Annotated in this window: 21 protein-coding genes and 1 pseudogene; 10 read left to right on the top strand and 12 right to left on the bottom strand. The window is 68.7% G+C overall.

Translation table 11 applies throughout. The annotated features are described in order from the left end of the window. Nucleotides 1-143: 143 nt before the first annotated feature. From ABNQ38_RS20985 to ABNQ38_RS21005, 5 genes are all read left to right on the top strand, one after another. Nucleotides 144-782 (top strand): pyrimidine 5'-nucleotidase, encoded by a 639-nt coding sequence (locus ABNQ38_RS20985; protein ID WP_377810017.1) that lies wholly within the window; start codon nucleotides 144-146, stop codon nucleotides 780-782. A gap of 122 nt (nucleotides 783-904) precedes the next feature. Next, nucleotides 905-1,747: a 2,3,4,5-tetrahydropyridine-2,6-dicarboxylate N-succinyltransferase gene (dapD, locus tag ABNQ38_RS20990; RefSeq protein WP_109449959.1), complete on the top strand. Its 843-nt coding sequence runs from the start codon at nucleotides 905-907 to the stop codon at nucleotides 1,745-1,747. A 138-nt stretch (nucleotides 1,748-1,885) separates the two neighbouring features. Continuing rightward, nucleotides 1,886-3,034, top strand: coding sequence for a succinyl-diaminopimelate desuccinylase (gene dapE, locus ABNQ38_RS20995; RefSeq protein WP_377810018.1), 1,149 nt, complete (start codon nucleotides 1,886-1,888; stop codon nucleotides 3,032-3,034). Between the two features lie 22 nt (nucleotides 3,035-3,056). Further along, a complete protein-coding gene (locus ABNQ38_RS21000) occupies nucleotides 3,057-3,491 on the top strand; it encodes a hypothetical protein (RefSeq protein ID WP_377810019.1) in 435 nt (144 codons plus the stop codon). Continuing rightward, nucleotides 3,461-3,625, top strand: coding sequence for a hypothetical protein (locus ABNQ38_RS21005; protein WP_377810020.1), 165 nt, complete (start codon nucleotides 3,461-3,463; stop codon nucleotides 3,623-3,625). The genes ABNQ38_RS21000 and ABNQ38_RS21005 overlap by 31 nt, the downstream gene beginning before the upstream one ends. A 50-nt stretch (nucleotides 3,626-3,675) precedes the next feature. Here the strand turns inward: ABNQ38_RS21005 and cobT are convergent, their stop codons facing one another. Together cobT and ABNQ38_RS21015 are read right to left on the bottom strand one after the other, a co-directional pair. Next, complete coding sequence (gene cobT, locus ABNQ38_RS21010; RefSeq protein WP_174472664.1) at nucleotides 3,676-4,701, bottom strand: nicotinate-nucleotide--dimethylbenzimidazole phosphoribosyltransferase; 1,026 nt, start codon at nucleotides 4,699-4,701, stop codon at nucleotides 3,676-3,678. Between the two features lie 82 nt (nucleotides 4,702-4,783). Further along, on the bottom strand, nucleotides 4,784-5,830 hold the full coding sequence (locus ABNQ38_RS21015) for a transglycosylase SLT domain-containing protein (RefSeq protein ID WP_377810021.1): 1,047 nt from the start codon (nucleotides 5,828-5,830) through the stop codon (nucleotides 4,784-4,786). A 228-nt stretch (nucleotides 5,831-6,058) separates the two neighbouring features. Between ABNQ38_RS21015 and ABNQ38_RS21020 the strand changes: the two genes are divergently transcribed. Both ABNQ38_RS21020 and ABNQ38_RS21025 read left to right on the top strand, forming a co-directional pair. After that, nucleotides 6,059-7,855, top strand: coding sequence for an acyl-CoA dehydrogenase (locus tag ABNQ38_RS21020; RefSeq protein ID WP_377810022.1), 1,797 nt, complete (start codon nucleotides 6,059-6,061; stop codon nucleotides 7,853-7,855). Nucleotides 7,856-8,068: 213 nt separating this feature from the next. After that, on the top strand, nucleotides 8,069-8,515 hold the full coding sequence (locus tag ABNQ38_RS21025) for a GFA family protein (protein WP_377810023.1): 447 nt from the start codon (nucleotides 8,069-8,071) through the stop codon (nucleotides 8,513-8,515). 9 nt (nucleotides 8,516-8,524) lie between these two features. Here ABNQ38_RS21025 and ABNQ38_RS21030 read toward each other — a convergent pair whose 3' ends face one another. The 9 genes and pseudogenes from ABNQ38_RS21030 to ykgO all read right to left on the bottom strand — a co-directional run bounded on the left by ABNQ38_RS21030 (nucleotide 8,525) and on the right by ykgO (nucleotide 19,983). Next, the gene (locus tag ABNQ38_RS21030) at nucleotides 8,525-9,841 is read right to left on the bottom strand and encodes a hydroxyacid-oxoacid transhydrogenase (protein ID WP_377810024.1); all 1,317 of its coding nucleotides are present in this window, start codon (nucleotides 9,839-9,841) and stop codon (nucleotides 8,525-8,527) included. Nucleotides 9,842-9,925: 84 nt separating this feature from the next. Then, the gene (locus tag ABNQ38_RS21035; RefSeq protein ID WP_377810025.1) at nucleotides 9,926-12,736 is read right to left on the bottom strand and encodes a DUF2339 domain-containing protein; all 2,811 of its coding nucleotides are present in this window, start codon (nucleotides 12,734-12,736) and stop codon (nucleotides 9,926-9,928) included. Between the two features lie 133 nt (nucleotides 12,737-12,869). Further along, entirely contained in the window at nucleotides 12,870-13,619 is a 750-nt protein-coding gene (locus ABNQ38_RS21040) for a DUF72 domain-containing protein (protein WP_377810026.1), read from the bottom strand. Beyond that, a complete protein-coding gene (locus ABNQ38_RS21045; protein ID WP_377810027.1) occupies nucleotides 13,619-14,596 on the bottom strand; it encodes a cation diffusion facilitator family transporter in 978 nt (325 codons plus the stop codon). Before ABNQ38_RS21045 ends, ABNQ38_RS21040 begins: the two co-directional genes overlap by 1 nt. An 87-nt stretch (nucleotides 14,597-14,683) precedes the next feature. Next, nucleotides 14,684-15,391, bottom strand: coding sequence for a phosphatidylcholine synthase (pcsA, locus tag ABNQ38_RS21050; RefSeq protein ID WP_098740557.1), 708 nt, complete (start codon nucleotides 15,389-15,391; stop codon nucleotides 14,684-14,686). Nucleotides 15,392-15,586: 195 nt separating this feature from the next. Further along, nucleotides 15,587-16,911: pseudogene (gene glcF / locus ABNQ38_RS21055) on the bottom strand (glycolate oxidase subunit GlcF). A gap of 17 nt (nucleotides 16,912-16,928) precedes the next feature. Then, nucleotides 16,929-18,119, bottom strand: coding sequence for a glycolate oxidase subunit GlcE (glcE, locus tag ABNQ38_RS21060; protein ID WP_377810028.1), 1,191 nt, complete (start codon nucleotides 18,117-18,119; stop codon nucleotides 16,929-16,931). Nucleotides 18,120-18,135: 16 nt separating this feature from the next. Further along, on the bottom strand, nucleotides 18,136-19,623 hold the full coding sequence (locus ABNQ38_RS21065; protein ID WP_377810029.1) for an FAD-linked oxidase C-terminal domain-containing protein: 1,488 nt from the start codon (nucleotides 19,621-19,623) through the stop codon (nucleotides 18,136-18,138). 234 nt (nucleotides 19,624-19,857) lie between these two features. Next, a complete protein-coding gene (ykgO, locus tag ABNQ38_RS21070) occupies nucleotides 19,858-19,983 on the bottom strand; it encodes a type B 50S ribosomal protein L36 (RefSeq protein WP_012973122.1) in 126 nt (41 codons plus the stop codon). A 664-nt stretch (nucleotides 19,984-20,647) separates the two neighbouring features. On the opposite strand from ykgO, the gene ABNQ38_RS21075 reads away from it, so the two are divergent. Beyond that, nucleotides 20,648-21,616 carry a tripartite tricarboxylate transporter substrate binding protein gene (locus ABNQ38_RS21075; protein ID WP_109490633.1) on the top strand — a complete coding sequence of 323 codons (969 nt, stop codon included), beginning with the start codon at nucleotides 20,648-20,650 and terminating at the stop codon, nucleotides 21,614-21,616. Nucleotides 21,617-21,704: 88 nt separating this feature from the next. On the opposite strand, the gene ABNQ38_RS21080 is transcribed toward ABNQ38_RS21075, so the two are convergent. Next, nucleotides 21,705-22,763 carry a tripartite tricarboxylate transporter substrate binding protein gene (locus ABNQ38_RS21080; RefSeq protein ID WP_377810030.1) on the bottom strand — a complete coding sequence of 353 codons (1,059 nt, stop codon included), beginning with the start codon at nucleotides 22,761-22,763 and terminating at the stop codon, nucleotides 21,705-21,707. A gap of 334 nt (nucleotides 22,764-23,097) precedes the next feature. Between ABNQ38_RS21080 and ABNQ38_RS21085 the strand changes: the two genes are divergently transcribed. Both ABNQ38_RS21085 and ABNQ38_RS21090 read left to right on the top strand, forming a co-directional pair. Continuing rightward, nucleotides 23,098-23,766: a 4-carboxy-4-hydroxy-2-oxoadipate aldolase/oxaloacetate decarboxylase gene (locus ABNQ38_RS21085; protein ID WP_376958288.1), complete on the top strand. Its 669-nt coding sequence runs from the start codon at nucleotides 23,098-23,100 to the stop codon at nucleotides 23,764-23,766. Nucleotides 23,767-23,805: 39 nt separating this feature from the next. Beyond that, nucleotides 23,806-24,759 carry a hydroxyacid dehydrogenase gene (locus ABNQ38_RS21090; RefSeq protein ID WP_377810031.1) on the top strand — a complete coding sequence of 318 codons (954 nt, stop codon included), beginning with the start codon at nucleotides 23,806-23,808 and terminating at the stop codon, nucleotides 24,757-24,759. Nucleotides 24,760-24,782: the final 23 nt, after the last annotated feature.

Raw genomic sequence — 24,782 nt, forward strand, 5'->3', positions numbered from 1 at the left:
GGCCGGCGGTGGCCCCATTCTTGGGGGATGACCGTCCCGACCTCCCCCCAGGACAAGGCCGCCGCACCGGCGCCCAGTTCCACAACCGGCTCCACGTCCGGCCCTGCGACCGATCCCCTCGCCGCCCTGCGCGACCGCGCCGTGTGGATTTCGACCTCGACAACACGCTCTATCCGGCGTCCTGCAACCTGTTCGCCCAGGTCGACCTCCGGATCAACGAGTTCATCGCCGCCCATTTCAACATCGGCATGGACGAGGCGCGGGTGCGGCAGAAGCACTTCTTCCGCGAATACGGCACCACGCTGCGCGGCCTGATGATGGAGCATGACGTCGATCCGGTCGCCTACATGGACTATGTCCACGACATCGACGTGGCCGGGGTCCAGCCCTCCGCCCTGCTGGCCGACGCGCTGGCGCGGCTGCCCGGCCGCAAGATCATCTACACCAACGGCTCGGTCCGCCATGCCGAGAACGTCGCCGGCCGACTCGGCATCCTCGACCGGTTCGACGCGGTGTTCGACATCGCCGCCGGCGGCTTCGTGCCGAAGCCTGATCCCCGCCCCTATGCCACGCTGGTGGAACGCCACGGCGTCGATCCTGCCGACGCCTGCATGGTGGAGGACATCGCCCGCAACCTCGCCCCCGCCCACGCGCTGGGCATGACCACCGTCTGGGTCCGCGGCGAGAAGGAGTACGAGAAGGCCGGCGTCGGCGCCGGGGTCCACATCGACCACACCGTGGACGACCTGCCCTCCTGGCTGGCCGCGGTGGCGGGGGTTTAAGGGAGGAGTTCGGGGGCTTTGTCGCAAACCGGCCGATGGCGGCCGCGGGTATGGTTGACAGGGGCCGCGATGCGGCTCCATGGTGCCGTCCCTTGGACAATCGACAGCAGAACGACCGCGCCATGAGCCACGCCAGCCTGCAAGCCACCATCGACGCCGCCTGGGAAAACCGCGCCGATCTCACCACCGCCACCACCGGTTCGGTCCGCGATGCCGTGAATTCGGCGCTCGACGCGCTGGACGCCGGCGACCTGCGCGTCGCGGAGAAGACCGCGGACGGCTGGAAGGTCAACCAGTGGCTGAAGAAGGCGGTGCTGCTGTCCTTCCGCCTGAACGCCAACGAGATGATCCCCGGTGGCCCCGGCGGCTCCTCCTGGTACGACAAGGTGCCGCCGAAGTTCGAGGGCTGGAGCGAAGGCCAGTTCCAGAACGCCGGTTTCCGCGCCCTACCCGGCGCCATCGCCCGCAAGTCGTCCTACGTCGCCCCCGGCGTCATCCTGATGCCGAGCTTCGTCAATGTCGGCGCCTATGTCGACAGCGGCACCATGGTCGACACCTGGGTCACCGTCGGCTCCTGCGCCCAGATCGGCAAGAACGTCCACCTGTCGGGCGGCGTCGGCATCGGCGGCGTGCTGGAGCCGTTGCAGGCCGATCCGGTCATCATCGAGGACAACTGCTTCATCGGCGCCCGCTCGGAGATCGTCGAGGGCGTGATCGTCGAGGAAGGTGCGGTCATCTCCATGGGCTGCTACATCGGCGCCTCGACCAAGATCATCGACCGCCACACCGGCGAGATCTTCATGGGCCGCGTCCCGGCCTATTCGGTCGTCGTCCCCGGCTCGCTCCCCGGCAAGCCGCTGCCCGACGGCACCCCGGGCCCGAGCCTGTACTGCTGCGTCATCATCAAGCGCGTCGACGAGAAGACCCGCTCCAAGACCGCGATCAACGACCTGCTGCGGGACTGATCCGACAGCAGTTCCAGCGTCACCCCCGCGAAGGCGGGGGTCCAGGCGTCGCATACAGCACTCCGGCCTCTGCACCTGGATCCCCGCCTTCGCGGGGATGACGACCGGCGGAGGCCGGGCCGGTTGGAAAAGAGCCGCATGACCATCGACCCCGTCGCCCTCGCCCAGGATTCGATCCGCTGCCCCAGCGTCACGCCGCGCGACGACGGTGCGCTGGGCGTGCTGGAAGCGGCGCTGGCGCCGATGGGCTTCACCTGCCACCGCCTGCGCTTCCAGCAGGAAGGGACCGAGCCGGTGGAGAACCTCTATGCCCGGCTCGGCACCGAGGGTCCGAACTTCTGCTTCGCCGGCCACACCGACGTGGTGCCGCCGGGCGACCGGGGCTGGACGGTCGATCCCTTCGCCGGCGAGGTGATGGGCGGGCGCCTGTTCGGCCGCGGTGCGGTGGACATGAAGGGCGCCATCGCCGCCTTCGTCGCCGCCGTGTCGCGCCAGCTGGAGGACGGGCCGCCCGTCGGCTCGATCAGCCTGCTGATCACCGGCGACGAGGAAGGGGTTGCGATCAACGGCACCCGCAAGGTGCTGGACTGGCTGGCCGAGCGCGGCGAACGCATCGATGCCTGCGTGGTTGGCGAGCCGACCAACCCCAAGGCGCTGGGCGACATGATCAAGATCGGCCGGCGCGGCAGCCTGACCGGCTTCCTGACCGTGTTCGGCGCGCAGGGCCACGTCGCCTATCCGCATCTGGCCGACAACCCGCTGCCGCGGCTGGTCCGCATGCTGGCCGCCATCACCGAACACCCGATGGACGAAGGCACGGCGCATTTCCAGCCCTCCACCCTGGTGCTGACCACCATCGATGTCGACAACACGGCGACCAACGTCATTCCGGCGCAGGGCAAGGCGGCCTTCAACATCCGCTTCAACGACGCCCACACCCCGGCCGGCATCGAGGCGTGGCTGCGCCGGACCTTCGATGCCGTCGGCGGCGCCTATGAGCTGGAGGTCTACTGCTCCGGCGACAGCTTCGTCACCCCACCGGGCCCGCTGACCGAGCTGGTGGCCGAGGCGGTAGAGGGGGTGACCGGACGCCGTCCGGACTACTCGACCACCGGCGGCACGTCGGACGCGCGCTTCATCAAGAATGTCTGCCCGGTGGTGGAATTCGGGCTGGTCGGCCAGACCATGCACAAGGTGGACGAATATTGTTCGGTGGAGGATCTGCGACAGCTGACCGCCATCTACGAGTCGATCCTGAAGGGCGTGTTCACGCGCCTTGCCGGGTGAGAGGTCTGACCGGGACACCACGATGCCGCTGACCACGCCCGCCATCCTGTCCGCGCTGACCGGCGCCTGGCGGCTGGCCCGCTTCGACCGGACTGGGATGGAGTTCTTCGACCGCACGCCGGATGGTGCGCTGAATTCCTTCTACGCTGCCCTGGTGGTTCTGCCGGCCTATGCGCTGCTGCTGGCGATCCGCCTGTGGGACCAGCTGGACGGCACTCCGGTCCTGCAACTGGTGACGGTGGAGGGCATCGCCTACGTCGTCAGCTGGACCGCCTTCCCGCTCGCCCTGTTCCGCATCGCGGCGCTGCTGGGCAAGGAGCAACTCTATCCCGGCGCGCTCGCCGCCTACAACTGGTCGGCGGTGGTGCAGATGGGGATTTATCTGCCGGCCATCCTGCGTCCGCCACCGGCCTGCTGCCGTCGGGGGTGTCCGAAGCGCTGGTCTTCGGCGTCATGATGGCGATGCTGACCTACCAGTGGTTCGTCCTGCGCACCGCCCTGTCGCTGTCGGGTCTGGCTGCGGTCGCCCTGGTGATGCTGGACCTGTTCCTGTCGGCGGCGATCAGCGATCTGGCGGACGGAATGCTGTGAACGGGATGCTGTGAGGGCCAGGGAAGCCCTCACGACATCCCGACCCACCATTACCCCTGCGTGCTGACGCCCGCGTCGGCGAAGGTCGCCATGCCGGCGTGGCAGGCGACGGCGGACTTCACGATGTTGATCGCCAGCGCCGCACCGGACCCCTCGCCAAGCCGCATGCCGAGATCGAGCAGCGGCTCCTTGCCGATCAGCTGCATCAGGCGGGTGTGGCCCGGCTCGACCGAGCGGTGGGCGACCATGCAGTGATCGAGCGCGCGGCGGTCGGCCTTGTAGAGCACCGCGGCGGCGGCGGTGCAGGCGAAGCCGTCGAGCAGGACCGGAACGCGGGCGACGCGGGCGGCCAGGATGGCGCCGGCGATGGCGGCGAACTCGTAACCGCCGAGGCAGCGCAGCGCCTCGAACGGGTCGTCCTTGGCCTGCGGGTTGGCGGCGACGCCGGCCTCGACCGCGGCGATCTTGCGGGCGAGCCCCTCGTCGTCGATGCCGGTGCCGCGGCCGGTCCAGTCGGCCGCCTCGCCGCCGAACAGGGCGAGACAGAGCGCCGCCGCCGAGGTCGAGTTGGCGATGCCCATCTCGCCCAGCGACAGCAGCTGGACGCCCATCTCCACCGCCATCATGCCGTAGGCCATGGTGCGGCAGCATTCCTCCTCACCCATGGCCGGGCCCTGGGTGAAGTCGGCGGTCGGGTTCTCCAGGTCCAGCTCATAGACGCGCAGGTCGGCGTCGGCCACCTCGCAGAGCTGGTTGACCGCAGCCCCGCCGTTCTGGAAGTTGGCGACCATCTGCACCGTCACCTCGGCCGGATAGGCCGAGACGCCGCGGGCGGCCACGCCATGGTTGCCGGCGAAGACGGCGACGCGCGGACGGCGGGCTTCGGCCGGGTGCTGGCCCTGCCACGTCGCCATCCACTGCGCGATCTCCTCCAGCCGGCCGAGCGAGCCCGCCGGCTTGGTCAGCTGCCGTTCGCGCTGGAGGGCCGCGGTGCCGGCCTCCAGGTCGGGGCCGGGCAGGTTGCGCACGAGCGCGCGGATTTCCTCGAAGGTGACGGCGGGCTGCTGGTTGCTCATGATCGGTCCTGAGGGGTGAGCGCCAAAAACGGCGCGACCTTGCACCCATCCGGTCCTCAAGTCAAAGCGCCAGCGTAGGGCATTATGCCGTCTTGGAGACCGCGTCGGTTCCGGCAGCGCCCGCGGTGGCGGACGCCACCGGCGTCGCCGATTCAGAACCGACGATGCGGCCCAGACCCAGGCCGAAGCCCACGGCGACGCCGGTGCCCGACGACTGGTCGGTGCGCACCGGCTCGTCGCGCATGCGGCGATGCTCCTTGTCGCGCAGGCGGGCCGGGCGGCCGCTGACGCTGTCGACCTCGTCCGGCGTCTCCAGCGCGTTCAGCGCCAGCACCTGATAGATCGACAGCGGCGTGCCGTTCAGCGCCTTGGTCGGGGCCGTCGGCACCTGGGTGGTGAAGCCGTCCGGCATGTCCTGCTTGCGCACCGCGTCGTTCGCCACCTGGGCCGGAGCGAAATTCGCCATCGGGTTTTCGGAGAATTTGGAGGCGAAGCGGTCGTAGATTTCCTTCAGCGACTTCGCCTTGCCGGTCGCCTTGTCGTAGAAGACGTTCTTGTTGGCGGCGGCAGCGTCGGGGAAGACGTCACGGGCGGTCCGGCCGGGGTTCTCCTGCATCGCGTTCAGGAACTTCGACGCGCCGCCGGCCCCCAGGAAATGCGCCATGTACAGCTCGGTCGAGCCGATCTTGCCGTCCACCGTCTCTTCCAGATACTCCTTGTTGTCGCGGGTGTATTCCGCGGCCATCAGAGCCGACGCGGTCGGATCCTTGCGCAGATCCAGGATCTCCTTCTTCATCTCCGGGTCGGAGACATAGGGCCGGCCGTCGCCGCGCGTCTGGATGGCGTTGACGTATTTGCCATAGCCATGGTCGGCGCCATGCTCCTTCATCGTTTGCAGCCAGGTGCTGTCGATGAACTGATAAAGCCCAGTCGCCGAGGAGGAGGAGGACTTCACGTCCGTGCGGTAGCCGCTCTCCACGGCAGCTTTTTCCATGAGGTAGGAAAAATCGACCCCCGTCTTCGCGCTGGCATTGCGCACGGCGGCCTCCACAGTGGCCGGCCCGCGCGAGGCGCTGGCGGCCTGGGCGGCGGCGTTGCTGGGATTGCCGAGGGCGGAAGCGTAGGTCATGGGTCGATCCCCGTGTGAAGGCCCCGATGGGAGGCAGCCTCTCCTATGCAGACGCCGTGCCAGTCGGGTGGAGGGTTGATGCTGCCCCATGGCTGGCCTAGCCTTGATAATGGGGATGGACGCGGCATCCCGCCCTCTCGCCAAGCGCCATCCGATGCTGTATGTTAACCTATAGGTAAACCAAACAATCCGCCCCCTACAAATCTGCACTGGGAGACTCGCCCCGCCATGACCTACAACGCTCCGGTCGACGATCTGCGCTTCGTCCTGAACGAGGTGGTCGGCCTCGACGCCATCGCTGCCCTGCCCCAGTGCGACAGCGCCGCCCCCGATCTGGTCGACGCCATCCTGGAGGAGGCCGGCAAATTCGCCTCCGGCGTGCTCGCCCCGCTGAACCGGGTGGGCGACAAGGAAGGGGCCAAGCTGGAGAACGGTGTCGTCCGCACCGCGACCGGCTGGAAGGAGGCCTACGGCCAGTTCACCGAAGCCGGCTGGAACAGCCTGCCCTTCGAGCCGGAATATGGCGGACAGGGCCTGCCCTGGACGGTCGCCTTCGCGGTCAACGAGATGTGGCAGGCCGCCAACCTGTCCTTCGGCCTGTGCCCGCTGCTGACCCAGGGTGCCGTCGACCTGCTGACCGAGCATGCGAGCGACGAGCAGAAGGCGGTCTATCTGTCGAAGATGATCTCCGGCGAATGGACCGGGACGATGAACCTGACCGAGCCGCAGGCGGGCAGCGACCTCGCCGCGGTGCGGACCAGGGCGGTGCGGGCCGGGGACGGCAGCTATCGCATCACCGGCCAGAAGATTTTCATCACCTATGGCGAGCATGACCTGACGGAGAACATCGTCCATCTGGTGCTGGCCCGCCTGCCCGACGCCCCGGCCGGCATCAAGGGCATCAGCCTGTTCATCGTGCCGAAGTTCCTGCCCAACGCCGACGGCACGCCGGGCCAGCGCAACGACCTGCGCTGCGCCAGCCTGGAGCACAAGCTGGGCATCATGGCCAGCCCGACCGCTGTCATGGCCTATGGCGACGACGAGGGCGCCGTCGGTTACCTCGTCGGCGAGGAGAACCGCGGCATCGAATACATGTTCACGATGATGAACAACGCCCGGCTCGGCGTCGGCATCCAGGGCGTCGCGATTGCCGAGCGCGCCTATCAGCAGGCCCGCGACTATGCGAAGAGCCGCGTGCAGAGCAAGGATCTGGCCGATCCCAAGGGTTCCGGCGTCGCCATCATCAAGCATCCCGACGTGCGCCGCATGCTGCTGGACATGCGCGCCAAGACCGAGGCGGCGCGGGCGCTGGCGCTCTATGCCGGCACGCAGCTCGACATTTCCCGCCACCACGAGGACGCGGGCGTCCGCACCGCCGCAACCGCGCGGGTCGATGTGCTGACCCCCATCGTCAAGGCGTGGTCGACCGACATCGGCTGCGAGGTGGCGTCCACCGGCGTGCATATCTATGGCGGCATGGGCTTCATCGAGGAGACGGGGGCCGCCCAGCATTACCGCGACGCCCGCATCACCCCGATCTATGAGGGCACCAACGGCATCCACGGCAACGACCTGACCTTCCGCAAGACCGGCCGCGACAAGGGTGCGGCGGCCCGTGCCTTCGTTGCCGACATGCGGGCGACGGTGGCGGAGCTGGGTGCCGCCCCCGGCGACGATCTGGCGGTGATCCGGACCGAGCTGTCGGCCGGTCTGGACGCGCTGGACCGCGCCATCGACTGGATGGTCGCGACCCAGGCGGAGGGCGACCTGCAAGGGGCCGCCGCCGGTGCGGTGGCCTACCTGAAGCTGTGGGGAACGGTTGCCGGCGGCTGGATGCTTGCCCGCTCGGCGATGAAGGCGATGGCGGGCCTGCGCCAGCCCGGCGCCAATGCCTCCTTCCTGGAAACCAAGCTGATTGTCGCGCGCTTCTACGCCGAACAGGTCCTGGCGACCGCCCCGGCCCTGCTTCCGACCATCGCCAGCGCCCGCAACACGGTGATGGCGCTGAGCGAAGAGCAGTTCTGACCGACATGTCCGGCCCCTCTCTCCAGGCGGGAGAGGGGCTTTTCCTGCGTTGCCCACCTCGATCCTTCCGTCGGCTCCCGACAGCCCCGCTTTTTCGGGGAGCTTTGTTATCGCCTATCGAATGAGCATGGTCCTAATGACCAACTGAACATCCTTGTTATCGGTGATAGCGTCCCATTGTTCGCATTACCAACAAAGATGAAGTCGAAAGCCATGACAAGCACGGAGACTCAGACAGAGACTCATTCGGGACGCTGCTTCTGCGGTGCGGTGGAGGTGGAGGTCACCGGCGCGCCGGAGGGCATGGGCTACTGCCATTGCCGGTCCTGCCGCTCGTGGTCCGGCGGCCCGGTCAATGCCTTCACCTTGTGGAAGCCGGACGCAGTGCGGGTGACCGCCGGCGCCGAGCATCTCGCGACCTTCCAGAAGACGCCGGTCAGCCAGCGGCAGTACTGCGCGAAATGCGGCGGGCATCTGATGACCAATCACCCGCCGCTCGGCCTCGTGGACGTTTTCGCCGCGACGCTGCCGACCCTGACCTTCATCCCCGCTGTTCACATCAACTATGCAGAGACCGTGCTGCCGATGCGGGACGGTCTGCCGAAGCTGAAGGACTTCCCGGCCGAGTTCGGCGGTTCCGGCGAAACGATGACGGAATAGCGGCTCCGCTCACCAGTAGTGCATCGCATCCGCGTACAGCCCGCGCAGGTCGTCCTCCGACACCGGGCGCGGGGCGATGGTCAGCAGGCGCTGCTGGGCGGCGGCGCCCCTGACCAGACCCGGAATGTCGGCCTCGCCATAGCCGAGCGCCGACAGCCCGTTCGGCAGGCCGGTGGCGCGCATCATCGAGATCAGCCGGGTCGCCAGCAATTCGCCGCCATCCTCCGGCGCAGCACCGCGGACATCCGCCCCCAGCGCCTCGGCGGCGCGCAGATGGGCCTCGGGAGCGGCGGGGCCAGTGAAGCGGAAGGCAGCCGGGGCGTTCAGCACCACCGAGATGCCGTGCGGCACCATCGGCTCCACCGTCTCGTAGCCGGTGGCGGTGAAGCTGTGGTTCATCCCCGCCACCGAATAGGACATGGCGTGCGGGATGTGGACGCCGGCATTGCCGAAGGCCAGACCGGCCAGCGTCGCCGCGAACATCAGCGCATCGCGGGCTTCCGAGCAGTCGGGATCGTTGACTGCCCGCTCCAGCCATTGCCCGCCCAACCGGATCGCTTGCAGGCTGCCGATGTCCGACCAGGGGTTGGCCCCCTGGTAGGGCGGGCGCGCCGTCGGCGTCTCAGGTCGTGGGCGGGAGCGGAAGGGCCGCGCGGTGTGGCTCTCGATGGCGTGGGTCAGCACGTCGAAGCCGGTGGCGGCGATGGCGCCGGGCGGCAGGCTGTCGATGGTGCGCGGATCGACAACGGCGAGGCTCGGCCGCAGGTAACGCGACGAGATGCCGGTCTTCACCTGCTTTTCCACATGGTCGAAGATGGCGACGCCGGTGGTCTCGCTGCCGGTGCCGCAGGTGGTCGGACAGGCGATGTGCGGCTTGACCGGACCGGGAACCGGGATGCCCTCCCCCAGCGGCTTGTTGACGTAGGCGAGGAAGTCGGCCGGGTGGGTGGCATAGAGGTTCGCCGCCTTGGCGGTGTCGATCACCGACCCGCCGCCGATGGAGACATAGCCGTCGAAGCCGCCGTCCCGCGCGAAATCGGCGGCGTCGAGGAAGGAGGCGCTGGTCGGCTCCACCCGGCAGCGGTCGAAGACCACCGGATCGACGCCGGCCCGCTTCAGCCCATCGAGCGCCATGGCGAAGGGGGCCGTCGCCGCCACCCGCGGGTCGGTGAACAGCGCCACCCGCGTCATGCCCAGCGACAGCGCGTCGCCGCCCAGCTCCGCCAGCATGCCGGGGCCGAACTTCATCCGTGCCGCCTCGACGGTGAAGCCCTCCTCGCCGTCGGGGAGGATGGGGTAGGCGTTGCCGTGCGTCTCGCTATGCATGAGGGGCTGCTCCTCCGGTGGCGGGGGCCGGATTTCCGCTCCGGCCCATCCTTCACCGTATGGGAGCGTCCCCCGCCCGGCCTGTCAATGCGTCCGTTGGTCCAACAGAGTGTCTGTGGGCGACAGCGGCGGTTCCAGCGGCAACTCGGGCGGCGCATCCGGCGGCGTTCCGGCCGATGGCGGCCGCAGCAGCCGCTGGTAGAGCCAGCCGGTGCCGACCAGACAGAGGCCGAGGCCGAGGAAGGAGGCGACGCGGTACATCCCTTCCAGGTCCGACATGTCGCTGAGGAACACTTTGGCGACCACCGCCAGCACCAGAACAAGCCCGGCATGGCGCATCCAGCCCCAGCCGAAGCGGATGCCCACCACCAGCATCGCCACCGCGAACAGCAGGAAGCCGGCCGAGTAGCTGTACCATTCGGCGTCCGACATCTCGTAGCCGTCCAGCACCGGCCCCTGGAAGGAGCGGCGGATCTCCAGAGCCAGATTGGTGGCGATCAGCAGAAGCGGCAGCACCGGGGCCGCACTGCGCAGGGCATTCGACGGCGGCGGGTCGTACCACAGATAGACCAGCCCCAGCACGGCCGGCGCTCCATAGGCCAGAAGCAGCCGGTTGACCACCGGCCAGTTGCCCACCCACTCGTCGTTCCACAGCGGGTTCAGCGCCAGCAGATGCAGGAACAGGGCGGTCGCGGCGGCCAGCAGCACCAGCAGGCGCCGGCCCCACACCGCGACGGGCCGCGCGCTCCAGCGTCGGTCGGCCGCCAGCAGCAGGGCAAGGCCGAGCCAGGACAGGGTGTGCAGCGCCACCTCCGCCAGACTGGACGGTGCCTCCTGCAGGCTGCCAGCCATCCAGCGATGGATGCCCAGCGACAGCATCAGCGTGGTGAAGATCAGGGCGCCGGCCTCCAGCACCATCACCACCAGATCGTCGCCTTTCCCGCCGGGAGCGGTCCGCATCCAGCGCGCCGCCACGAGGAAGCCCAGCGCCGGCAGGCCATAGCCGTAGGCGATCCACCCATAGCCTTCGTAATCGAGCACGGAGGGGTTGATCGCCAGCCGTACCAGCACCGCGACCGCCACCAGCAGGGTGACGCCGCGCAGTTCGCGCAGGTTCAGCTGCCGCTCCAGCCACGCCAGCACCGGAACCTGCATCGCCAGCGCGACGGTCAGCCACGCTTCCTGAAGGACCATGGTGGCGCCGAGCGCGATGGCGCCGGTCGCACCGGCGGCGAAGGCGGCCAGCCCCAGCGAGGCACCCGGCCGGTGGCGGTGACGGCCCAGCGGCGTGGTGGCGCCGACCAGCAGCGCCGCCAGCCCGAGCGCCGCCGCCGGCCAGCCGATGGCGGTCTCCGGCGGTTCCACCAACGCATAGGCCAGCGTCAGCAGGGCGAGCGGCACCAGCGCCGAGATCGAGGCCCACAGCGCCGCCCGCCGCGCGTCCCACAGGGCAATGAAGCCGCCGATCCCGAACAGGGCGGCGAAGCCGCCGGCAATCCCCAGGAAATGCGCGACCGCCGCCGGATAGCCGGCTGGATCGACGACGATCAACGGCTGGCCGTCGGCATTCAGCGGCGGCGGGCTGGACGGGACATAGGGCAGGCTCCAGGGCGCCAGCGACAGCAGCACGCTCAGCGCCGCGATCCAGGCGACGCCGGCGATCCGCTCGGTCCGCCGCCCGCCGACCATCGCCAGTAGGGCGAACAGCCCGAGGACGATCAGCGACACCGACCCATGGGAGTCGATCCAGGTGACGGCGGCGACCAGCACACCGAAGACTGTCGTCGCCGTCATCGCCAGCCGGTCGGCGGGATGGCGCTGCTTGCGCCGGGCCCAGTCGGGCAGAGCCGTGCGCCAGCCTGTGGCGGGAACCGGCTCCGGCAGCGTCTGGTCCAGCACGCCGCGCACCGCCGGCACCAGGAACAGCGCCGAGGTCAGCAGCAGATAGACGCCGGTCGGCAGCTCGTCGCCGCTGCGCCAGGGATCGATCATCCACAGCAGCGGCCACAACGCGGCACCGGCCAGCGCGCCCCAGCCGAGCCAGCGCCAGCCGCGATACAGCACCACCCCCATCCCGGCGCCGTTCAGCGCCAGCAGATAGGCGAACAGGCTCCAGGCGTCCGGATCGCCGGTGGACACCAGAAGGGGCGAGACATAGCCGGCCAGCAGCCCCAGCGCGGCGATGAGCGGCCCTTGCAGCAGCGAAAGCCCGATGGCGGCCAGCGACAGGCCGGCCAGCAGCGCGAAGGCGACCAGCGGGGCGAACAGGCCGAACAGGGCGAAGCCGCCATAGACGCTGATGAAGGCGGTGAACAGGCCGGCGGCGGTCAGGGCCGGCGGCACGTAATCCGGCTGCACGGCGGCGACGGCGCGCTGCATGGGCCGGCGGCGCAACCACTCGCCCCCCACCATCAGCCCCAGGCCGGCGATCAGCCCCAGCGCGACGCGGACCGACGGCCCGAGCCAGCCGTGATCGACCGACAGCTTGATGAAGAAGGCCGCCGCCAGCGCCATGGTGCCGCCGCCGAGCCAGATCAGCCAGCGCGAGGCCAGCGATTCCTCCAGCTCGCGCCACCCCGTCCGCGCCGCCGGGGCCGCAGGTTGCGGGGCGGGCCTTGGGGGCGCCGCTTCCTCCGCTTGCGATGCGAAAACCGGTTCGCCGATTTCCACCGCTTCGGGTGGTGGCTCGTCCTCTAGAACCGGCGCTTCTACGAGCGGTTCAGCAGATGCTTCGGCAGGCCCGGCCTGCGCAGCGGCGGAGGGTGGCAGGGCGCCGGTCAGCGCCTTGTCCAGCCTGCCGCGCAGAAGGGCGATCTCCGCCGCCTGCACCTTCAGCCGCCGGTCGAGCCGGTGGGTGATGAAGCCGAAAATCAGCAGTAGGACAACGAACTCCATGACCGCACCGCCTGCACGCCGTTGCCCCGCCTTCGGGGACGTTTCGTGGCAGGATAGCTTTGCAACAATGCACTGTCTCGGTCGTGCTGGAGGCTCCCCCAATGGAGAGTCCCGCCGATGAGCGGCCACCGTTTCAGGACTGGAGCGCTTGCAGCCGTGCCATCGTCGCCAATGCGTCGTCGACGGCATGGAAGTCGGCGGTGTTGTCGAAGACACACCAGACCGGCCGCAGCGCCGCCTCGGCCACCAGCCTCTCGGCCAGCGCATCCAGCACCGCCGGTTCGTAGGCCGAGCGGTACATCACCGGCGATCCGTGCAGCCGCCAGTAGCGCAAGCCATCCCAGCCGCCCGGCTCGCCCGCTCCCGCCACCGGAGCGGGATCGGCGGCGACGCGGGCGACGCGGTGGGCGACCAGAAACGCCTCGGCCGCGTCGGTGAACCAGCTGGCGTGGCGCGGCTCGCACACCATTTCGCCATCGAATCGGGCGCGCAGCAGCGTGAAGAAGTCCTCCGCCACCGCCCGGTCGAAGCGCAGGCTGGGCGGCAGCTGGACCAGCAGCGGACCGAAGCGGTCGCCCAGCATCCCCGCCTCGGCCAGGAAGCGGTCGAGCGCCACCTCCGCACCGACCAGCCGGGCCTCGTGGCTGATCGCCTTGGGCAGCTTCACCGCGAAGCGGAAGCCGAGCGGGGTGGAGGCCGCCCAGCGCGCCCAGGTTTCCGGCTTGTGGGGGCGATAGAAGCTGCTGTTCACCTCGGTCATCGGCATGACACGGGCGGTGCGCTCCAGATGGGTGCCGTCCACGGGAAAGGCGGGGGCCGAGAGCTTGGGGATGCTCCAGCCCGCGGTGCCGATCCGGATCGGGTGCCCGTTGGGTTGCGCCATCACTCGGCCGGGAGTCCCTGGGGCGGAAGTCCCTGGGCCGGGGCGGCTCCGTCAGTGTCACGGCCCCGGCGGGCGCGCAGCGACTCGGCCTCCACGAAGATGCGACGGATGATCGGGTACTGGCTGCGGATGTGGCTTTCCAGCGAACAGACGGCGTCCTCCACCTCGCGGGCGTTCAGGCTGTCCTGAAACTCGACCGACAGGTTCAGCAGCACGTCGTCCGGCCCCATATGCATGGTCAGCACGTCGAGCGGGCGCTTCACCCGCGCCTCCTCGCCGACGATGCGGCGGATGCCCTCGACGACGCGGCGGTCGGCCGACTCGCCGATCAGCAGCCCTTTCGACTCGTAGGCGAGCAGCGCTGCGACAATCGCCAGCACCACGCCGATGGCGATGGAGGCGTAGGCGTCGAAGATCGGGTTGCCGGTCACCTCGCCCAGCGTCAGGCCGATGCCGGCCAGCAGCAGGCCGATCAGCGCCGCGGTGTCCTCCAGCAGCACGACGAAGACCGACGGGTTCTTCGAGCGGTGGACGGCGGACAGGATGCCGACGCCGCTCTGGCCGCGGCGGAACTCGCGCAGCGCGACGACCCAGGAAAAGCCTTCGAACAGCACGGCGAAGCCCAGAACGGCGAAATTTACCCAGGGGCTTTCCACCGGCTCCGGATGGGACAGCGCGTGCCAGCCGTCATAGATGGACAGGCCGGCGCCGATGCCGAACAGCAGGACCGCGACGACGAAGGACCAGAAATACACCTCGCGCCCATGGCCGAAGGGATGCTGGGGCGTCGGCGGGCGGCGGGCGCGGCGGATGCCGTAGAGCAGCAGAAGCTGGTTGCCGCTGTCGACGACGGAGTGGATCGCCTCGCTGAACATGGCGGCGCTGCCGGTCATCGCGGCGGCGACGAACTTGGTCAGCGCGATCATCAGGTTGCCGCCGAGCGCTGCGAGCACGACCTTGGTGGAGCCTTCGGCCAAAACGGGACCCCTTCGCTGGAGCGGACGGACTTGCGCATGAGCAACGTCCATCCGCCGCGGCGGTTCCCTATGCCTTCCGCTCAGCGATCAAGGGCCGCGCAGAGTCCGCCAGGCGCAGACCGCGGCGTAATAGACCGAGGTCGCCAGCCACAGGCCGAACAGCCAGCCCGGCCGCGCCGGCTCCAGCACCACCAGCGCGATGCAGCAGAGCAGCCAGACCGTGGTCACTGCGATGTTCAGCGCCATCAGCGCCTTGACGCGGAAGGGATGCAGGAACTTGACCGTGGTGAAGGTCAGCAGCCCCAGCGCCACCACCACCGCCGCGTTGAACCACGGATTGAGGTCGAGCAGCCAGAGATAGAGGGCCACGACGTTCCAGATCGCCGGAAAACCGACGAAATAATTGTCGCCGCTCTTCATCCCGACATTGGCGAAGCAGTATAGCGCCGTCAGCAGGACCCAGGCCGCCAGCGCGATGCTGACCAGCCCCTCCGGCAGCAGGCCGAAGCGGTGCATGAACACCGCCGGCACCACGACGTAGGTCAGGTAATCGATCACCAGATCCAGCGCCGAGCCGTCGATGCCCGGCAGCACCTGCTTGACCGAGACGCGCCGGGCCAGCGTGCCGTCGACGCCGTCGACGACCAGGGCGATGCCCAGCCACATCAGGCACAGCTTCGCATCGCCCGCCGCCGCCGCCAGAAGGCCGAGCAGCCCCAACACGGCGCCGCTGGCCGTGAAGATGTGAACGCCCCAGGCCGACAGGCGGTGGGTGATTCCGTAGGCGGCGCTCATGCCGATGTTTTCCGTGGGTGGCGAGGACAAGGCGATGACCTGGACGGGGCGGGGGCTGGAACGATAGGCGGTGAGGCGGGCGGATTTTCTGACACAGTTGGACGCAGATAAACACAGAATTGTGGGGGTACCAAACCCCCCGGTTCCGCCCACGCTGACCTGCGGGCCCTCTTCTCCCGGCCCGGCCCCCGATGGTCAGGCCGCCCGCACCCCGCCCTGCCGGAAGGCCGGGCGTCCGGCCAGCGCCTCGGGCATCGGGCCGCCGGTCGCCCAGTCCAGCAGTTCCACCGTATGGACCACCGGCAACCCGGTGCCGGAAGATATCTGGGTGATGCAGCCGAGGTTTCCCGCCGCCACCGCCTGGGCCTGGGTGCTCTCGATGGCCGCGACCTTGCGGCTGCGCAGCTCTCCCGCCAGTTCCGGCTGCAACATGTTGTAGGTGCCGGCCGATCCGCAGCAGAGATGCGCGTCGGGAATCTCCTTGACGAGGAAGCCGGCGGCGCGCAGCAGGGCGCGCGGCGGCTCCTTGATGCGCTGGCCGTGCTGCATGGAACAGGCGGAGTGGTAGGCGACCGCCTGCCCGGTCTCCACCACCGGCCGGGCCAGCCCAATCTCGTCCATCAGCTCGGTGACATCCCGAGCGAGACCAGCCACCCGTGCCGCCTTGGCGGCGTAGGCCGCATCCTCGCGGAACATGTGGCCGTAATCCTTCACGCTGGTGCCGCAGCCCGACGCATTGATGACGATGGCGTCGAGCCCGCCGCCCTCTATTTCCTTCGTCCAGGCGTCGATGGTCTTCTTCGCGGCGGCGTGGGCGAGGTCCTCCTTGCCCATATGGTGCGTCAAGGCGCCGCAGCAGTCGGCCCCCTTCGACACCACCACCTCGACCCCGTGGCGGGTCAGCAGGCGGATGGTCGCTTCGTTGATCTGCGGGGCCAGCACCTGCTGGGCGCAGCCGATCAGCAGGGCGACCCGCTTCTTCCGCGGACCCTCGGCCGGATGAACGCTGGGCCGGTCGCTGTAGCTCGGCGCCGGGACGCGGATGGGGTCAGCGCCAGCATGGCGGACAGCCGCTTGGGCAGCATCGCGCGGAACGGCCGGCCGATGGATGCCCCGAGCAGGGCCATGCGGAACAGCCGCGGGTTGGGCAGCACCCGCGCGATCAGGTCGCGCACCGCCCGGTCGGCCGGTGGGCGGGTATGCGTCGCCTCGATATGGGCGCGGGCGTGATCGACCAGATGCATGTAATGGACGCCCGACGGACAGGTCGTCATGCAGGACAGGCAGGACAGGCAGCGGTCGATGTGCTTGACCGTGGTTTCGGGCGGCGGGCCGCCCTTCTCCAGCATGTCCTTGATCTGGTAAATGCGGCCGCGCGGGCTGTCCAGCTCGTCACCCAGGATGGTGTAGGTCGGACAGGTCGCGGTGCAGAAGCCGCAATGCACGCATTTGCGCAGGATTTGCTCCGAGTCGCGGATCGCGGCGTCGGCCAGCTGGGCCAGCGAGAAGTTGGTTTGCATCGAGATCGGTCTTCCCGTTACAGACCCGCATACATGCGGCCGGGGTTGAGGATGCCCTTGGGGTCGAAGCTTTCCTTGACCCGGCGGCTGAGCGCCATCAGCGGCTCGGGCAAGGGCTGGAACACGTCCGTCGCCGCGCGCACCGACTCGGGCGCCCGCACCAGCGTGGCATGGCCGCCGGCGGAGAGCGCGCCACGGATTGCCGCGCCTGAGTCGGGCGGTGCGGCCAGCCAGACCAGCCCGCCGCCCCAGTCGTAGAGGACCTCGACGTCGCGCGTCCGGCGGATGGCCTCGACGGTGGCGGGGCCGGCCGATGGGGGAACCGAGAGTTTCCAGAGGTGGGCGTCGGTCCCCACTCCCGACAACCCCACGCCCAGCCCCGCCCCGTCCCTCACCTCGCGCCAGACCGCCAGCGACTCGTCGCGATCCAGCACGGTGTCGGCCCGCAGCTCCTCGCGCAGCATGGTGACGCGCGCGGCGACCGACGGGCCGAAGCCCTCCAGCCGCACCAGCGTCGCCGCCCCGCCCGCCCCCGACACCGCGGACACGCCTGACCGCGCGGCGATCCCCGCCGGCAGATGGGCAGCTCCCGACACCTCATAGGGACTGCGCAGCGCACGGTCGAGCATCGCCACCGCCGCCTGGTCGTCCAGCCCGGACAGCAGCAGGGTCGCGGTGTCCTCCGGCGCCGGCAGCACCTTCACCGTGATCTCGGTCAGCGCGGTCAGGGTGCCGAACGACCCCGCCATCAGCTTCGGCACGTCGTAGCCGGTGACGTTCTTCACCACCTTGCCGCCGCCCTTGTAGGCCTCGCCCCGTCCGCTGACCCCGGCGATGCCCAGCGTGTGGTCGCGGGCCGACCCCGCCGAGATGCGGCGCGGCCCGGCCAACCCGCTGGCGACCAGACCGCCGAGCGTCCCTCCTTCGGGGGGCTCGAAGGCGAGATGCTGCCCGCGGTCCGCCAGCATGGCGCGGATCGTCGCCATCGCGGTGCCGGCCAGCGCCGTCATCACCAGCTCCTCCGGCTCATAGGCGATGACGCCGGACAGACCCGACAGGTCGAGCGCATGGCCGGCCTGCACCGGGCGCCCCAGCCCGCGGCGGCTGCCGCTGCCCAGGATTTCCAGCGGCTCACCGGCCGACAGCGCCCAGCGCACCGCGTCGGTAACCTGCGCGGCGGTTTCCGGCTTCAAGGTGGTGATGGTCATGGCGAGCGGCGGCCCCTCAGAAGCGCGGGATGTCGGGGAAGCGCAGTTCCCCCTGGTGGACATGCAGCCGGCCAAGCTCGGCGCAGCGGTGCAGCGTCGGAAAGACCTTGCCGGGGTTCAGCAGACCATCGGGGTCGAAGGCGCATTTCAGCCGCTGCTGCTGCTGGAGGTCGGCCTCGTCGAACTGGTCGGTCATCAGGTCGCGCTTCTCGACCCCGACGCCATGCTCGCCGGTCAGCACGCCGCCGACCTCGACGCACAGGCGCAGTATGTTGTTGCCGAACTCCTCCGCCGCCTCCAGCTCGCCCGGCTTGTTGGCATCGTAGAGGATCAGCGGGTGCAGGTTGCCGTCGCCGGCATGGAAGACGTTGGCGACGCGCAGGCCGCAGCGGTCCGACATCTCCTGCATCCGTTGCAGCACCAGCGGCAGCGCCTTGCGCGGGATGGTACCGTCCATGCAGTAATAGTCGGGGCTGATGCGCCCCACCGCCGGGAAGGCGGCCTTGCGCCCGGCCCAGAAGGCCAGCCGCTCCTCCTCGCTGTTCGACACGCGGGCATAGCAGGCGCCCTTGTCCCGCGCGATGACCTCCACCCGGTCGATCAGATGGTCGACCTCCGCCGCCGGGCCGTCCAGCTCGACGATCAGCAGCGCCTCGACGTCCAGCGGATAGCCGGCATGGACGAAGGCCTCCGCCGCGTGGATGGCCGGGCGGTCCATCATCTCCATGCCGCCGGGGATGATGCCGGCGGCGATGATCGCCGCCACGCAGTCGCCGCCCTGCTCGCTGCTGGGAAAGCCGAGCAGCACCGCACGGGCGGTCGCCGGCTTCTTCAATATGCGCACGGTGACCTCGGTCACCACGCCGAGCAGCCCTTCCGACCCGGTGACGATGCCCATCAGGTCGTAGCCGCCGGCGTCCAGATGCTTGCCGCCCAGCCGCAGGATGGTGCCGTCGATCAGCACCATCTCCAGCCCCAGCACATTGTTGGTGGTCAGCCCGTATTTCAGGCAGTGCACGCCGCCGGAATTCTCGGCGATGTTGCCGCCGATGGTGCAGGCGATCTGGCTGGACGGATCGGGGGCGTAATAGAAGCCCTCATGCGCGACCGCGTTGGAGATGCCGAGATTGGTCACCCCCGGCTGAGCGGTGACGCACCGATTCGCATAGTCGATGTCGAGGATGCGCTTGAACTTGCCCATGCCGAGGAGCACGCCGTCGGCCAGCGGCAGGGCGCCGCCCGACAGCGAGGTGCCGGCGCCGCGCGGCACCACCTTCACCCCCATCGCCTTGCAGGCTTTGAGGACCTGCGACACCTGTTCCACCGTGCTGGGCAGCACGGCGACCATTGGCAGCTGGCGGTAGGCGGTCAGCCCGTCGCATTCGTAGGCGCGCAGTTCGTTCTCGTCGACGATCACGCCTTCGCCGGGAACGATGGCGCGCAACGCCTCCACGATCTCCCGGCGGCGGGCGATCACCCCGCTGTCCGGCACCGGCATCTTCATGGCGGGCGGTCCTTATCCCGTTGCGGCGAACTCGTCCGCCACACGTACCATCCGCCGCAACCTTAAGACAAGACGATGCCGCTCCCGACCCATCCGGCCGGAACCGTTCCGCGAAAAGCACAGGCCACAAAACGCAAGAGCCGCACCCGAAGGCGCGGCTCTTGCGTAAACACCCGATGACGGGAGGCTGGGCGCGATGCCCGGCCTCGCAGTCGATCGACCCTTGCGGATCGATCAGCCCTGGCGGGCCTTGAAACGGGGGTTCTGCTTGTTGATGACGTAGACGCGGCCCTTGCGGCGGATCACGCGGCAGGCCTTATGGCGCGTCTTCATCGACTTCAGGGAGTTGACGATTTTCATGATGCTGTTCCTGAACGCTCGGCGGCTCGATTGAAGGCGCGCACCATAGTGCGGTGCCCACCAACTGTCAACGCTCGGGAACGCTCCGAAAAAGACCTCCCCGCCGCACAGCATTTCCCACCCCATCCGCCCCGCCGGAACGACAGATGCGGGAGAACGGGTGGGCAGATGATATTTCCGAGACACAATGCAAAGGCTATCTCTCCAATAAAGGGAAATTCGTGGGGCGGCCCGGTAAATTGCATGGAAGATATACAACTTCGCGTTAGACGGTGCCGATGGGCGGCGGGCCGGAGATAACTGTCCGCCCACGATTCTCGACTTTCTCCTCCCTAAAAAACCCCAACAAGAACCGCCACGTAATCGAGCCGATACACAGTATTTACTTATGCCGCCCTGATAGTTTCATCAATCCTTCGCAATATTCTGCGGTGTATTGACGCGACGATCCGAAATCGTATGCTGCGGAGTTGAAGGGCTGTTCTTGATGATGTAGGAACATCCTCAGATATTCAGCGGCATCCGGACCGCCATCGCGCACGATTACAGCCGATCCCGTCGGAAAGGCTGTCGATTCGTGCCGGATCGGCCCGGACTCCGTCCCGTTCCGCGCATGGCACGCCGCATGCGGCCGCCTGCGCAGCGCATCATCGATGGGGGGATCATGAAGTTCTGGAAAGCTCTCTCTCTGGCAGCCGCGGCCGGCGCGCTGTTCATGTCGGCCACAAACGCCGAGGCGGCCTATCCGGAGAAGCCGATCACGATGATCGTGGCCTTCGGCGCTGGCGGCGGCACCGATCTGCTGATTCGCGCCCTGGCACCCTTCCTGGAAAAGCAGCTGGGTGAGGGCAGCCGGGTCGAGGTGGTGAACAAGCCCGGCGCCGGCGGCGAGATCGGCTTCGCCGCCATCGCCGACGCCGCCCCCGACGGCTACACCATCGGCGCCATCAACTCACCGAACGTCAACGCCATCCCGATCGAGCGCCAGGCCCGCTATTCGCTGGACCGCCTCGACCCGCTCTACAATCTGGTCGACGATCCCAGCTCCTTCGCGGTCAACAACGAAGGTCAGTTCAAGACGCTGACCGACGTCGTCACCTTCGCCAAGGCCAACCCGAACAGCGTGACGGTCGGCACCACCGGCATCGGCTCCGACGACCATCTGGCGATGCTGGTGTTCCAGCGCCAGGCCGGCGTGACCTTCACCCATGTGCCCTTCCAGGGCTCCGCCGCCAACGAGGCGGCGCTGGCCAACAAGAAGATCATGCTGAGCGCCGTGAACATCGGCGAGGCGATGCAGTACAAGCAGAAGGACCCGATCGCCGTCCTGGGCGTGATGGCCGAGAAGAAGGTGGAGCAGGCTCCCGGCGTCGGCACCTTCAAGGAGCAGGGCTTCAACGCGCTGATGTCGTCGCTGCGCGGCATCGCGGCGCCGAAGGGTCTGCCGCCGGAGGTGCGGACCAAGCTGGTCGACGCGCTGGGCAAGGCCGCCAACGATCCGGGCTTCCAGGCCAAGGCGAAGGAGCTGTATCAGCCGATCCGCCTGCTGGCGCCGGACCAGTATGCCGCCGAACTGGCCGAGTCGACCAAGGAACTGCGCGAGCTGTGGGCCACCAACCCGTGGCTGAAGTAAGACCCGCCGCAGGGATCGGACGATAAGGAAAGGGCGCCGGCTTGCACCGGCGCCCTTTTTCCGTCCAACGGCCCCTCGAGTCAGCCCCTCACTTCAGCCAGGGCGTCTCCTTCCAGATGGTGCGGAAGGTCGCCTCCTGGGTCTTCAGCTCCGCCGCATACTGGTCGGAGGGCAGCAGGCGCAGCGGCTGGTAGGCCTTGCGGGCGATGTCCTGGAACTCCGGGTGCTGGACCGCCTTGGCGATGGCGTCGACCAGCTTGGTCCGCACCTCCGGGGGCAAGCCCATCGGGGCGGCGAGGCCGCGCAGCGACGACATCTTCACGTCGAAGCCGAGTTCCGTGAAGGTCGGCACGTCGGCGGCCTGCTCCGACCGCTTTTCCGTCATCACGCCCAGGATGCGGATCGGGTCGCCTTCGCGGGCCCGCGCCGATTCGCCGATGTTCATCGAGGTGACCTGGATGTGCCGGCCCAGCAGGGCGCGGTGGGCGTCGGCGCTGCCCGGGAAGGGCACATGGGTCAGCTGGGTCTGGGTCAGGCGCTGGAACATCAGCATCGCCAGATGGTCGTCGGAGCCGATGCCGGTGGTGCCCACCGTCACATTGTTGGGGTTGGCCTTGGCGAAGGCGGCGACGTCGGCCAGCGTCTGGAACGGGCTGTCCTTGTGGACGACGAAGGAGCCGGGATCGTCGACCAGATTGTAGAGCGGGTCGAGCCGGTCGAGCGAGAAGCGCGCATGCCGCTCGATGGGGATCGTCACGACGTTGGGCGAGTTGATGAGGCCGATGGTGTAGCCGTCGGGGGTGGCGTCGGCGATGGCGGCGAAGCCGATCTCGCCGCCCGCACCCGGACGGTTCATCACGATCACCCGGGCGCTGCCGCCCAGTTCCTTCTCGATGAAGGGGGCGAGCGACCGGACGATGAAATCGGACCCGCCGCCGGCGGCATAGCCGACGATCAGGCTGATCGGCTTCTCCGGATAGGCGGCCAGGGCCGCGCCCGGTGCCGCCAGCGCGATGGCCGCCGACAGTCGCACCAATCCTCCCAACAGGATCCGTCGCGACAAGGCGCCGAACCGGCCGATCCCGGCCGCAGGGGCGGCGGGGCCTGTCGATCCATCCTGAACGGCGGAATGCGCCTTCATATCCATACATCGCCTCCTTCGGTTCGCATCCGCGCCACGGCCGGGACCACGATCCAGCGTTGTGCCCGGAACCGCCCCGGGAACCGCCCCAGAAACCGCCGCGCCTGCGGATGCGGCATCTTCCAATTGCTTTTTATCGGTCATCAGACGCCATTGCGGCGCCTTCTTGCGGCACGCTCCATCGTAAAGGCGATTTTCCAGCAATCAACCTCCGTTTCGATGTTTTCAGTTACAGCCAAATATTCTAATACTTGTCCGTCTATCGTCATTCACCCGTTATAAGGATCGTCCGGGGCGCGTCGCACCGGATGCCGTTCATTCGCGAAAGGCTGTTCCCGGCATGACCGTTCACAAGGATTTCGCCCGCCCCGACGCCGCCACGCTGGAGGCGCTGCGTGCCCAATCCCCCGCCACCCTGCACGAGGCGATGGGCAAGAAGGGCGCCATGGGCTACCCGATCAAGCCGCTGTTCCCCGGCATGCGGCTGTGCGGTCCGGCGCTGACCGTGTCCTGCGGGCCGACCGACAACCTGATGATCCATATCGCGGTGGCACTGGCCAAGCCGGGCGACGTGCTGGTGGTGGATTTCAAGGGCATGACCGATGCCGGCCCCTGGGGCGACATTCTGACCGCGTCGGCCATCGCCCGCGGACTGGGCGGGCTGGTGATCGACGGCTGCGTGCGCGACGCCACAGCCATCCGCGACATGGGCTTCCCGGTCTTCTGCCGCGGCACCAACATGAAGGGCACCAACAAGACCGACGCCAAGGGCGACGTCAACACGACCGTCGTGGTCGGCGGCGTGATGGTCTCGCCGGGCGACATCGTGGTCGCCGACGACGACGGCGTGGTGGTGGTGCCGCAGGGTCTGGCCGCCGACACGCTGGAGAAGGCCGCCGCCCGCGAGGCCGCGGAAGAAGCCTACCGCCACAAGCTGGAAGCCGGCGAGACGACCATTGAGCTTCTGAACCTGAAGCCCTATCTCGACGCCGCCAACATCGCGCTCTGATCCACCCGCCGACCGCCCCCTCCAGCGAAGTCCCCCGCCATGCCCGACATCATCATTTCCGAATTCATGCAGCCCAGCGCCGTGGACGACCTGCGCCGCGACTTCGACGTCCATTACGACGAGACTCTCTACAAGCGCCTGGACGAGCTGTATGCGATGGGCCGCGACGCCCGCGCCATCTGCATCCGCAACGAGACGGAGATCCGCGGCGCCTTCTTCGACGCCTTCCCCAACCTGAAGGCGGTGGGCCGGCTGGGCGTCGGGCTGGACAACATCGACGTGCCGGCCTGCCGGGAGCGCGGCATCGCCGTCCTGCCCGCCACCGGCGCCAACGAGGTGTCGGTCGCGGAGCTGGCGATTGCCGGCCTGATGATGCTGGTGCGCGGCACCACCTATTTCGCGACGCCGGACGTGGCCGCCGGCAAATGGCCGCGCGGCCGGCTGATTGGGCGCGAGGTGTCGGGCAAGATTCTGGGCATCGTCGGCTTCGGCCGCATCGGCCGCCATGTCGCCCGCCGCGCCCAGGGGCTGGACATGACCGTGATCGCCGCCGACCCGCATGTGCCGGCCGACGATCCGGTCTGGGCCCGCATGGGCGTGGAGAAGGTGTCGTTCGACCGCATCTGGGACAGTGCCGACGCGCTGTCGCTCCACCTGCCCTACACGCCGGACACCCACAATCTGGTCAGCGCCGAGGTGATCGCCCGGCTGAAGCCCGGCACCATCCTGGTCAACGTCGCCCGCGGCGGCATCGTCGACGAGGCAGCGTTGGCGGCGGCGCTGAACAGCGGCCATCTCGGCGGCGCCCTGCTAGACGTCTATGCGACGGAGCCGCTGCCGGCCGACAACCCGTTCCAGGGCGTGCCGAACCTGATCCTGACCCCGCACATCGGCGCCACCACCGACGAGGCGCGCATCCGCACCGGCCACATGATCGCCGACAACGTCCGCGCCGTGCTGACCGGCACCATCCCGGACACCGCCATCGTCTGAGCGCCGCCGCTGACCTGACGGAA

Source organism: Azospirillum sp. A29, from assembly GCF_042604625.1.
GTDB lineage: Bacteria > Pseudomonadota > Alphaproteobacteria > Azospirillales > Azospirillaceae > Azospirillum > Azospirillum palustre.

Excerpts from the sequence above, each read along its gene's own strand:
- dapD (WP_109449959.1), top strand. The coding sequence starts at position 905 with ATGAGCCACGCCAGCCTGCAAGCCACCATCGACGCCGCCTGGGAAAAC.
- dapE (WP_377810018.1), top strand. The coding sequence starts at position 1,886 with ATGACCATCGACCCCGTCGCCCTCGCCCAGGATTCGATCCGCTGCCCC.
- ABNQ38_RS21000 (WP_377810019.1), top strand. The coding sequence starts at position 3,057 with ATGCCGCTGACCACGCCCGCCATCCTGTCCGCGCTGACCGGCGCCTGG.
- cobT (WP_174472664.1), bottom strand. The coding sequence starts at position 4,701 with ATGAGCAACCAGCAGCCCGCCGTCACCTTCGAGGAAATCCGCGCGCTC.
- ABNQ38_RS21015 (WP_377810021.1), bottom strand. The coding sequence starts at position 5,830 with ATGACCTACGCTTCCGCCCTCGGCAATCCCAGCAACGCCGCCGCCCAG.
- ABNQ38_RS21020 (WP_377810022.1), top strand. The coding sequence starts at position 6,059 with ATGACCTACAACGCTCCGGTCGACGATCTGCGCTTCGTCCTGAACGAG.
- ABNQ38_RS21025 (WP_377810023.1), top strand. The coding sequence starts at position 8,069 with ATGACAAGCACGGAGACTCAGACAGAGACTCATTCGGGACGCTGCTTC.
- ABNQ38_RS21030 (WP_377810024.1), bottom strand. The coding sequence starts at position 9,841 with ATGCATAGCGAGACGCACGGCAACGCCTACCCCATCCTCCCCGACGGC.
- ABNQ38_RS21035 (WP_377810025.1), bottom strand. The coding sequence starts at position 12,736 with ATGGAGTTCGTTGTCCTACTGCTGATTTTCGGCTTCATCACCCACCGG.
- ABNQ38_RS21040 (WP_377810026.1), bottom strand. The coding sequence starts at position 13,619 with ATGGCGCAACCCAACGGGCACCCGATCCGGATCGGCACCGCGGGCTGG.
- pcsA (WP_098740557.1), bottom strand. The coding sequence starts at position 15,391 with ATGAGCGCCGCCTACGGAATCACCCACCGCCTGTCGGCCTGGGGCGTT.
- glcE (WP_377810028.1), bottom strand. The coding sequence starts at position 18,119 with ATGACCATCACCACCTTGAAGCCGGAAACCGCCGCGCAGGTTACCGAC.
- ABNQ38_RS21065 (WP_377810029.1), bottom strand. The coding sequence starts at position 19,623 with ATGAAGATGCCGGTGCCGGACAGCGGGGTGATCGCCCGCCGCCGGGAG.
- ykgO (WP_012973122.1), bottom strand. The coding sequence starts at position 19,983 with ATGAAAATCGTCAACTCCCTGAAGTCGATGAAGACGCGCCATAAGGCC.
- ABNQ38_RS21075 (WP_109490633.1), top strand. The coding sequence starts at position 20,648 with ATGAAGTTCTGGAAAGCTCTCTCTCTGGCAGCCGCGGCCGGCGCGCTG.
- ABNQ38_RS21080 (WP_377810030.1), bottom strand. The coding sequence starts at position 22,763 with ATGGATATGAAGGCGCATTCCGCCGTTCAGGATGGATCGACAGGCCCC.
- ABNQ38_RS21085 (WP_376958288.1), top strand. The coding sequence starts at position 23,098 with ATGACCGTTCACAAGGATTTCGCCCGCCCCGACGCCGCCACGCTGGAG.
- ABNQ38_RS21090 (WP_377810031.1), top strand. The coding sequence starts at position 23,806 with ATGCCCGACATCATCATTTCCGAATTCATGCAGCCCAGCGCCGTGGAC.